The organism is Mycobacterium sp., assembly GCF_049683355.1.
Taxonomy (GTDB): Bacteria; Actinomycetota; Actinomycetes; order Mycobacteriales; family Mycobacteriaceae; genus Mycobacterium.
This window is the reverse complement of record NZ_JBAUJB010000108.1, coordinates 1-5,913: the sequence shown is the minus strand read 5'-3', so window position 1 is coordinate 5,913 and position 5,913 is coordinate 1. Positions and strand designations below refer to the sequence as shown.

General features: G+C 68.1%; 6 protein-coding genes and 2 pseudogenes. 4 read left to right on the top strand and 4 right to left on the bottom strand.

Annotated features, from left to right (window positions below; all coding sequences use genetic code 11):
• The 3 genes from WA944_RS06650 to WA944_RS06640 all read right to left on the bottom strand — a co-directional run.
• Positions 1-413 (bottom strand): ESX secretion-associated protein EspG (locus WA944_RS06650; RefSeq protein ID WP_526646617.1); only part of this gene is annotated, 413 nt, incomplete at its 3' end.
• Positions 410-748 (bottom strand): type VII secretion target, encoded by a 339-nt coding sequence (locus tag WA944_RS06645; RefSeq protein WP_526372468.1) that lies wholly within the window; start codon positions 746-748, stop codon positions 410-412. The genes WA944_RS06650 and WA944_RS06645, both read right to left, overlap by 4 nt.
• Before the next feature lie 19 nt (positions 749-767).
• Positions 768-1,961, bottom strand: coding sequence for an EspA/EspE family type VII secretion system effector (locus WA944_RS06640; RefSeq protein WP_526608312.1), 1,194 nt, complete (start codon positions 1,959-1,961; stop codon positions 768-770).
• A 383-nt stretch (positions 1,962-2,344) separates the two neighbouring features.
• Between WA944_RS06640 and WA944_RS06635 the strand changes: the two genes are divergently transcribed.
• Positions 2,345-3,490 (top strand): MinD/ParA family ATP-binding protein, encoded by a 1,146-nt coding sequence (locus WA944_RS06635; protein WP_526608310.1) that lies wholly within the window; start codon positions 2,345-2,347, stop codon positions 3,488-3,490.
• A 9-nt stretch (positions 3,491-3,499) separates the two neighbouring features.
• Here the strand turns inward: WA944_RS06635 and WA944_RS06630 are convergent, their stop codons facing one another.
• Entirely contained in the window at positions 3,500-4,240 is a 741-nt protein-coding gene (locus tag WA944_RS06630) for a transcriptional regulator (protein ID WP_526373575.1), read from the bottom strand.
• Positions 4,241-4,611: 371 nt separating this feature from the next.
• Between WA944_RS06630 and WA944_RS06625 the strand changes: the two genes are divergently transcribed.
• The 3 genes and pseudogenes from WA944_RS06625 to WA944_RS06615 all read left to right on the top strand — a co-directional run.
• Entirely contained in the window at positions 4,612-4,905 is a 294-nt protein-coding gene (locus WA944_RS06625) for a WhiB family transcriptional regulator (protein ID WP_163887527.1), read from the top strand.
• Between the two features lie 236 nt (positions 4,906-5,141).
• Positions 5,142-5,581, top strand: a pseudogene (locus tag WA944_RS06620) (dihydrofolate reductase family protein).
• Positions 5,582-5,669: 88 nt separating this feature from the next.
• Positions 5,670-5,913, top strand: a pseudogene (locus tag WA944_RS06615) (type II toxin-antitoxin system TacA family antitoxin); the annotation flags it as partial.

The window sequence follows — 5,913 nt, the reverse complement described above, 5'->3', positions numbered from 1 at the left end:
GCCACCCGCTGCAACACCAGCATGTCCTCATCGCGCGCGGCGACGACATGACGTTCCCCCTTGCGACACACCACGAAGCGCACCATTTTGCCACCCACGTCGCGGCGCCACCAACGGCAGTCCAGGGTTCGATCGGGCCGACTCAGGGCGTCGACCATCGCAGCGACCTCCGGATGTGGGTCGCCGAACGCGGTGAGAATCCCCTGCGCGGTCAAGTCCCGGGTCACCTGGTCCCACACCAGGACCCGCTGGTCTTCATAGGGGATGTTCGGCCGGATCCCCAGAGACAGCGGGAAGTCCACGAGGTGGAGACGGTCGGCGATGACCAACATGCCGTCGATTGTCACTTCCACCCCGACCACATCGTCGTAATGGGTGGGTTCACTGTCTCCGAAGAACGCGCCGGCCGTCATGGCGACAGCCGCAGCGCGCCGCGCCGAGCCAGTTCGTCGAGGTGGTGCCCCGAGTCGGAATCGGTTGTCTCATAACCATCGGCAGCGGCCGCCAAGGTGTCTCCGAGGGAGCGCGATCGGTCGGCGGCGCTGTTGGCGGCATCACGTCTCGCCTGCTGGATCACCTCGACGGCGCGCGCAGTGGACCACGCGATCGTGCCGTGTGATGTGCGGATCCCGCTGTCCACACCGGACACCGAGTCGCCGGCGTGGCCGAATTCGACCGCCGCCTGGCCGTGTCTGCCGGCCAGGGTCCGGAGGTGGTCGGTGGTGACCTGCACTGACGCACGGGACATATGGGGGAACTCCTGCTCTCTATTGCGGCGGTCTCGTCGGCGCCGGCGGTGCGGGCGGCGGCCCGGATTCCACGTCGCCCCGCGGCAGCGGCGGTGAACCCGGGGATTCGGCAACGCCGGTGGACGCAGCGCCGCCGGCGCCGACGTCGCTGTCTGCGGTGTCGACGTCCCGGTCGGAACCATCGTCGGCCGGGTCGTCGGCGGGCGTCCGTGCGACGGCCTCATCGTCGACGGATCCACCGGTGTCGGCTCCCCCTGCCGAGGTCAGCGCGGACAACGACTGGCCCGCAGCCCCGGCGACCCCGGTCATCACGGCTGCCATCGGGGCGACCATCGATCCGATCATGCCGCCGACGAGCCCGAAGGCCGAGGACATACCCGACATCGCATCGGTCGGCATCGCCGATGTGGGCGCCGGTGGCACGGGTCTGTCGGCTGGCAACGGTGCCGCGCCGCCGGTGACGTGAGTCGGCGGGAGTTCAGGTGTCACCTCGGCGATCCGCAGCGGCTCCGCGACCGGTAGGGACTGCTCAGCGGCGGAGTCAACCGGCTCGGACGCTGGCGGCTCGTCGGACGCCGGCCGTCCGGGTACGTCGTCGGGTTCGACCGGGGCTGCTTTGCTCTCCGTCAGCGCCGAGTATTCACCGGCGAGTTGCTGCAGGTGTGCGGCGTTGTCGCCGACCTCCAGCGAGAGCTTATCGAGTTCCGCGCTGCTGACGCTCAGGGCGGATTTCACCGCCGACAACTCGAATACCGCCTTCATCGCCTCGCCCACGCCGGGAATGCGGGCAATCGACGAGGTGGCGTAGCTCAGGCCACCCAGGTATTCGGACTGGTCGTCCAGCCGGGCGCGGTGATAGGCCACCTGGTCGGCCTCCCGTGCGATGACGGTCTGCACGTCGCGGTCCAGCACTGCCATCGACATCGCGCGGTCGGACTGTCGACGGTTTGCGGCCGCATAGGCCTCGGCGCCCGCACCGTGCCATTCTCCGCCTGGGTAGGCCGCGTTCACCGCTTCTGCGGCAACGGAGAATCGCACTGCGCCGTGCCTGAACGACTCGCCGTGTTCGGGGGTGCCCGAGCCGATGGTCCCGCGCATCCCGGCGATCAGCAACCGCCCCGCGTCCAGGACCGAAGACCCGAGCGGGGCGCGACCGTCAACGACATCGCTGACAACTTTGCCGACGTTCTCGGCTCCGTCGAACAGACCCATCCGTACACACCCCTTCCCATCGGGAGCGTACCAGCGGGTTGACCCCCTCCCGTGCACAATTTCGGTCACGTACGGCCACCCTGATTGCCGACACTCAGTGCAATACAGCAATAGCTACAATGCTCTGGAACTGCATGTTATGGGTTTCGGCAAACGTCGATGGGGGTTACTGACATGGGTCGTGGCCCGAGCCGACCGCCAACAGGCGTCGAGTCGCGCTACCGTCGGCCCCCGTTGGGCGCCCCCGGTGACAGTCACCGTCCGGACCCTGCAGTCTCCTGCAGATAGTTTGCTCGGTATGTCGGGCGGCTAGCCTTGCGGGTGCTGAGTCGAAGGTGACGACGACGCAGCGCCCGCGACGGACCACACGGAGGAGACGCGTTGTGACGAACCGCGATGACGCACTGCGGCAAGACCGGGGATGGCCGGGGCACGAGCCGGCGTTGCACGGTGCCGAAGGCCCGAACCAGCTGCGCCCGGCGCCCGGGCCGCAACCCACTCGTCCGTCCCCGCCTCCGCCGCCACCCGGCATCTACCCGCGGCAACGGGGCGCCCCGTGGCCCGGCCAACCCGAGCCGACTCCCGGGTCCTATGCCGACCGCATCCGCGCCGAGGAGTTGGTTCCCGCCCGTAAGCCCGCCCCCGGACGGGGTTGGCGGCTGGGCGTGTACAAAGCCACGTTCGGTCTGGTCAACCTCGGGCCGTCCCCCGAGGAACGCCGGCTCGCCGAGCTCGAAGCCACGATCCGGGCGCCGTTACGCGGCCACTTCAAGATCGGTGTCATGGGCAAGGGAGGCGCCGGCAAGACCACGGTGTCGGCCGTCATCGGATCGGTGCTCGCGGAGTTGCGGCAGGACGACCGGGTGGTCGCCGTGGACGCCGACACCGCGTTCGGCAAGCTCGGCAGCCGCGTCGACCCGAAGGCTCAGGGGTCGTTCTGGGAACTGGCCGGTGATCAGCACCTGGAGACGTTCGCCGATGTGCGCAGCAGGGTCGGACACAACGCCGCCGGGTTGTTCGTGCTCGCGGGTGAGGCGACACCGGCGCGGCGCCGGGTGCTCGACCCGGCCATCTACCGCGAGGCGACCGCTCGCCTCGATCGGCACTTCACCATCTCCGTCATCGACTGCAGCTCGACGATGGACACGCCGGTCACCCAGGAGGTCCTGCGCGACCTCGATGCGCTGGTCGTGGTGTCCACACCGTGGGTGGACGGCGCCGCGGCGGCCGGGCAGACGCTGGACTGGCTGGCCAACCGCGGCCTGACCGGCCTGCTGCAACGCACCATCGTGGTCCTCAACGACTCCGATGGCCATGCCGACAAGCGCACCAGGACGATTCTCGCGCAACAGTTCTCGAGCCATGGGCAGCTGGTGTTCGAGGTTCCGTTCGACGGGCACCTTCGCCCGGGCGGTGTCATCGACGGAACCCGCGAGATGTCGCAACCCACCCGTCGTCGGTTTCTGGAGATCTGTGCCGCCTTGGCGTCACACTTTCCGACGCGCGACAGCCGGTTGCACCGGCTCTGATCCCGGCGCTCAGGCGATCTGCCCGACCAGTTCTTCGATGGCGCCGACATCTGCCGCCGAGATCGGCTCCTCAGCTTCAGCCTGCTGGATCGCCTGCTCGGAAACCCCTGCAGCCTGGGCCGTTTCGAGCACTGTCAGGTTCGCGGCGCGGCGTGCGGCGTAAAGCCGCTGTCCGAGGGTGGCGTGTGGCGCACCTGCGGCGCGGACCATCAGATCGTCGTAGAGGCTGCGGACCGTGCCCAGCGCCTTGATCAGCGCGGGCGTCACCCGCCCGATCCGCGCCGCACGCGCAGCGACTGCCTCGAGCTGACGCAGATCCGACAAGATGCCGGTCACCCGCGGCGTGAACGCCGGGTCGTCGCTGGGCGGCAGCGAGGTGACGGTCGAGTTGAACGTGCCGACTGCCGTGATGACCGCCTGAGCGATCAGCGACACCTCGTCGCCGCCGGCCGCGGCAGACGGCGCAGCAACAGGATCCGGGGACCGCAGGGTCTCCCCTTTGCGCAGCCTCGTGATGGTGCCGGGGGGCCACCGCAGGACCTCTTCCAGCTTTGCTCGGGTCCGTTCCCTCGGCCAGCTGCGGCCCTTCTCGAACGCGATCAGCGCGCCGGCGTTGATGATGCCGTCGGCGGCGAGGCTGCGCTGGCTGATGTCGAGCTCTCGTCTGCGGGCGGCTGCGGCCGCCCCCGCCCTGACCATCCCGGGGTCCAATGCGTCGGCCGATTCGTCGATCGACTCCGCCTTGGTCATCTACCGGGATTCCTCGTGCTGGGTTTGTCGGATCGGCGCGGACATCGTACCGATCAGCCATGCCGCCGCTACGGCTCGGCCCGATGGTCCGCGATGGTTCCGTGTCAAAGCTACACCTTTTCGCCTTCACCAACCGCGTCAACGCTACATATTTCGGCAATATCTTCGCGCGAGGACGGTTGGGCGCTGAGCGCGCATATTCGCTGTTGAAGCGTGGTTTCGACCGTATACTTCGCGGGCTGGACCCCCAGCACGCCACCCGATGCGCTTCGGTTCCAGTGCACTAACTGTTGCATCGCTACGGTTTGTCGATTACCTTTTGCAGCGTCGCGGCGAACGGGCCGCCCCAGCACACAGAGGAGCGACGGAAGATGAACGTGATGCCGTGGGACGAGACGCCGGTCGGCGCGTGCACCCAGGAACCCGAGCGGTGGACGACGACCGCCGACGACGAAGCGAAGGCCATCTGCCGAGCGTGCCCCAGGCGGTGGATGTGCGCACGGGAAGCCTGCGAACTTCCCCGGGCGGAAGGCCTCTGGGCCGGCATCTACGTCCCCGAGGCCGGCCGCGGACGGACGTTTGCTCTGCGGCAGCTCCAGTCGCTGGCCGAGCGCAACGGCTTTCCCGTCCGTGAACGTCGCGTCTACTACGCGGAAAGCGCCTGACATGCGGACGCCCGCCGCCGCTCTCGGGGGGTCGGCGGCGGGCCCGGAATACTCCCGGGGCGGGTGCCGTTCTATGTCTCGACGGTGTCGGGCATGCCCCGGGCCCCAACCACCAAGTCGCTACGTGCGACCACTCGCCGAGAGGCGCCATGGCGGCACCGTCCCCACTTTTGCTCCGATGCAGCCTCCCGTGTGTTGACGCGATGAGTTCTGCCCTCCGGTGCAGTCTGAGCTGCATGGGCACACTGATCTATGGCTTCACCGTGTCGGTGGACGGCTACATCGCCGACTCGCTGGGCAACATCAACTGGTCCGATCCGAGCGAAGAGCTCCACCAGTATTGGAACGACTTCGAGCGGGAGACTGCCCTGTCGTTCTACGGGCGGCGGCTCTACGACTTGATGTCCGCGTACTGGCCGACCGCCGACCAGGCCCCGGACGCCACCCCTCTGATCGTCGACTTCGCTCCCATTTGGCGCGACATGCCGAAGGTGGTGTTCTCACGCACCCTGGAGTCCGTCGACTGGAACTCCCGCCTGGAACGTGGCGACCCGGTCGAGGTGGCGGCACACCGTTCTTCCCGACACTGCCGTCATGGATCTCGCTGCGCCTGTTGGAGAACCGCGCTTTCCCGTGCGGCGCGGTCCTGCTGCGCTACGCGGCGAAACGCGACTGAGCGGCCATGCACCGCCCAGGTGACATCCTCGGAAGTTTGCGTCGAGCGGGCGGCATGTGAGGCGCCGTTAAGCGGCGCAAGCAAGGTCGCGTTGCATTGTATGCCTGTTAGGCCCACAATGGTCTGTATGGCTACGAAGACCGAGCGGTTCGCGGTGCGCCTGACTGCTGAGCAAGACGCGCTGATTCGCCGTGCTGCCGAAGTCGAGGGGACCGACCTGACTAACTTCACTGTGACCGCGACGCTGGCTCATGCTCGCGACGTGCTCGCCGATCGCCGGCTGTTCATGCTCGACGCGGCAGCCTGGTCGGAGTTCGTGTCGGTGCTGGACC